Raw genomic sequence first — 4,092 nt, forward strand, 5'->3', positions numbered from 1 at the left:
AGAGACCCGGCCATACTCGCCCAGGCGCCGCCAACTCAAAATTGTTTTTCGTCTCCGCAGCGACCTCCTTGTCCTCGCCAGAAAACTCTTCGCGCCCGCGTAATCCCTGCCACCCCACAGCGGTAAAATGAAGCTGTGCGCAGGATCTACATGGACGCCAACGCCACCACGCCTCTGCTTCCCGAGGTCTTCGAGGCCATGCGTCCCTTCTTCATGGAGCACTACGGCAACGCCAGCTCCATCCACCAGCAGGGACAGCACGCCCGCGCCGCCGTCGACGAGGCCCGCGACGCCATCCGCCTCCTCCGCTGCCGCGCGTCCGAGGTTGTCTTCACCTCCGGCGGCACCGAGAGCGACAATCACGCCCTCTTCGGCATCCTCGCTCACGCGGAGGCAAAGCCGCACCTCATCACCACCGCTATCGAACACCACGCCGTCCTCCACGCCGCCGAGGCGCTCGAAAAGCAGGGCGTCGAAGTCACCTACCTCCCCTGCACGCCACAGGGACTCATCGAACCGGAAGCCCTCAAGTCCGCGCTCCGCCCGAACACGCGTCTGGTCAGCGTCATGTTCAGCAACAACGAGACCGGCGTCATCCAGCCCATCGCCGAGTTGGCTGCCATCGCTCACCAGGCAGGCGCGCTCTTCCACACCGACGCCGTGCAGGCAGCAGGCAAACTCCCGCTCGACCTCAGCCCAAAAGGCCCGCTCAAGGACGTTGACCTCGCCACCCTCTCAGGCCACAAGATCCACGCGCCCAAGGGCATCGGCGTGCTCTTCGTCCGCCGCAGCGTGCGGCTCGCACCTATGATGCATGGCGGGATGCACGAACGCCAGCGCCGCGCCGGAACAGAAAACGTTGCCGGCATCGTCGGCCTCGGCAAAGCCGCTGAACTCGCACAGCAGTGGCTCGCAACCGACGGCCCCCGAACCCTGGCCGCCCTCCGCGACCGTCTCGAACAAGGCATCCTCGCCGAGGTCGAAGAAGCAGGCATCAACGGAGCCCCCGCGCCGCGCGTCGCCAACACGACCAACCTCTACTTCGATCACGTCGAAGCCGAAGCCCTCGTCATCGCGCTCGACCTCAAGGGCCTCTCCGTCAGCGGAGGCAGCGCCTGCCAGTCTGGCGCCACCGAACCCTCGCACGTCCTCACCGCCATGGGCCTCACCCCGGCCCGTGCCCGCGCCAGCATCCGCTTCTCGCTCTCAAGACTCACCACAGAAGAAGAAGTAGACGAAGCCATCGCTCTCGTCCCCGCCGCTGTTGCCCGTCTCCGCGAACTCTCACCGACATACAAACCAACGCTCGCTGCTACGCCCTGAACCTCACAGATACCACGGAATATTCACCACCACGATCCGCTGGTTTCCCTTGAGCAACAGCAGCAGCTTCAGCAACTGCACCCTCTGGTTGTGCAGCGCGTTCTCCCACCAGTGGCGCACTACCAGCTCCGGCAGCAGCACTGCCACCTTGCGACCCGGGTTCTCTTTCTCCAGTTCCAGAATGTAGTCCATCAGCGGATGGATCACAAACCGGTAGTGCGACGAGATCACCTTCAGCTCCGGCTCCGGCAGGTGCGCCTTCCGGATCGGATCCATCACATGGTCTTCCCAAACCTCGTCCAGGTGCCCATCCTCGTCATCGGTATGAATATGGACCACCTTGATCTGCTTGGAGAGTAGCAATCCAAACCTCATCGCCTTCTCGGTAATGCGGTCCCACCGAGCCATCGGGATCACCACAATCGGCTCTTCCAGATTCACCAGGTTCAGCGGAGTCATGTCCGCCATCTCGCGCTTCACCCGCGAGTAGTGCCGCTTCACCCCGTACATGATGCCGATCAGCAGCGGAATCAGGATCGCCGTCACCCACGCTCCCGAGGTGAACTTCGTCACCAGCACCACGATGGTGGTAATTCCCGTGGCCAGCGCGCCAAACCCGTTGACGAACATGTGCCACCAGTGCCTCCGGACGCCGCCCTCCTGCTTCTTCCAGTGCACCACCATCCCGGCCTGCGACAAGGTGAACGCGATAAACGCTCCAATCGCATACAGCGGAATCAGCTTGTCCGTCACGCCGTCAAAGAGGATGAGGATGACCCCGGTAAATCCCGTCAGCGCATAGATGCCGTGCGAAAACAGCAGCCGCCGGCCGCGCAGCAGAAAGACGTGCGGCAGATACTCATTGCCGGCGATCGCCCGCGCCAGACGCGGAAAGCCCGCAAACGCAGTATTCGCGCTCAGCGACAGGGCTACAAAAATCGACGCCATCGTCAGGTAATAGAACCATCCACGCCCCATCACGGCCGTAGTCAGAATGCTGACCATGCTCTGATACCCATGCGCCGTCGGCTCCATCGCCGTGATGCCATACGCCCGCGCCAGATACGTCGTGCCGAACAGCAGCACCACCAGCGTTCCGATAATGACCGCCAGCGAGAACTGCGCATTGCGCGCGCGCGGCTCCTCGAATGCGTTCACGCCATTCGACACCGCCTCGACGCCGGTCATCGCGGCGCAGCCATTCGAGAACGCCTTCAGCAGCAGCCAGATGCCCGCATACTTCATCACCGCCGGCAGCGCAGGCGGAGGCGGTGCAACCGGCGTAGGATGACCGCCGCTCATGAATGTGTGATACGCGCCAACGCCGATCACCACCAGCAGCGTGCCCACAAACATCAAAGCCGGCACGATAAACGCCGAGCCGGCTTCCTTTACTCCTCGCAGGTTCACCACCGCGAGAACCACCAGAACGATTAAACAAAGCGATAACGTGTCCGGCTGCAATCTCGGAACGGCTGATGTCACCGCCGTCACACCCGCCGAAACGCCCACCGCCGCCGTCAGGATGTAGTCGATCATCAGCGCGGCGGCCGCCAGCAATGCAGGCCCGGTGCCCAGGTTCTCCATCGCCACCGTGTACGAACCGCCGCCGTTCGGATACGCCGCAATCGTCTGCAGATAGCTGAAGAAGACGATCCCAAGCAGGATCAGGACCGAAGTGATGATGGGCACAATATAATGCAGCCCGTACATTCCCAGCGGAATCAACAGCGTCATCGCGGCTTCAGGCCCGTATGCCGCGCTCGTCAGCGCATCCAACCCGAAGATGGGAATGCCCGCTGCAACGCCAATGCGGGCGCTATGCTCTTCCTCACTTGTAGCGAGGGGTTTTCCTATGATTGTGTCAGTGAGGGACATGCTCCATAGATATTACTGCGTCTGTCAAGCTTTCCTTTCTTTTTCTCAACTTACGGCTCTCCGCGCCCTATAATTCAACCAGCCCAAACTGACCCTCCGGAGTTCTATGTCCGCCTCTATCTATGACATCCCCATTCACCGCATCACAGGCGAAACCGCATCCCTGTCCGAGTTCCACGGCAAGGTCCTGCTTATCGTCAACGTCGCCTCCCAGTGCGGTCTCACTCCGCAATATGACGCGCTGGAGAAGCTCTACTCCCGTTTCAAGTCCCACGGGTTCACTGTTCTCGGATTTCCCGCCAACGACTTCGGCGCGCAGGAGCCCGGCTCCAACGAAGAGATCGCCACCTTCTGCCGCGCCACCTACAGCGTGGACTTCCCTATGTTCTCCAAGATCGCCGTCACCGGCCCTTCGACGCATCCGCTCTATCAGTCACTCATCGCCGCGCAGCCCACAGCCACTGGCCCCGGACGCGCAGGCTTCCGCCAGAACCTCACCAGCTTCCTTGCCGCGAAACACAATGGCATCCCCACCAACCCCGAGCCGGGCATCCTCTGGAACTTCGAGAAGTTCCTCATCGACCGCCACGGCAACGTCGCCGCCCGCTTCTCTCCCGAGGTCACGCCCGACGACCCTGCCATCATCTCCGCCATCGAGTCCGCGCTCAAATCATAAAATCAGAGCCACAGTATTGATGCCGTCATCCTGAGCCGGGTCACTCACGCATTTATCAAGTGGTGAAGTCGAAACGATTGATTCACCAGCAAAGGAATTGTCATCCTGAGCAAAGCCTCTCACAGCCTTATCGTGAGTGACGAAGTCGAAACGATTGATTCACCAGCAAAGGAATTGCCATCCTGAGCAAAGCCTCTCACAGCCCTATCGTGAGA

At 61.3% G+C, this 4,092-nt stretch carries 3 protein-coding genes; 2 read left to right on the top strand and 1 reads right to left on the bottom strand.

What is annotated here, in order from left to right:
- The first annotated feature begins 135 nt into the window (after positions 1-135).
- The gene (locus VFU66_RS11205; RefSeq protein ID WP_326446340.1) at positions 136-1,323 is read left to right on the top strand and encodes a cysteine desulfurase family protein; all 1,188 of its coding nucleotides are present in this window, start codon (positions 136-138) and stop codon (positions 1,321-1,323) included.
- Between the two features lie 3 nt (positions 1,324-1,326).
- Here VFU66_RS11205 and VFU66_RS11210 read toward each other — a convergent pair whose 3' ends face one another.
- Complete coding sequence (locus VFU66_RS11210) at positions 1,327-3,201, bottom strand: APC family permease (protein WP_326446341.1); 1,875 nt, start codon at positions 3,199-3,201, stop codon at positions 1,327-1,329.
- A gap of 106 nt (positions 3,202-3,307) precedes the next feature.
- Between VFU66_RS11210 and VFU66_RS11215 the strand changes: the two genes are divergently transcribed.
- Entirely contained in the window at positions 3,308-3,877 is a 570-nt protein-coding gene (locus VFU66_RS11215) for a glutathione peroxidase (RefSeq protein ID WP_326446342.1), read from the top strand.
- The last annotated feature ends 215 nt before the right edge of the window (positions 3,878-4,092 follow it).

Origin of the sequence: Edaphobacter sp. (genome assembly GCF_035763405.1) — a bacterium.
GTDB lineage: Bacteria > Acidobacteriota > Terriglobia > Terriglobales > Acidobacteriaceae > Edaphobacter.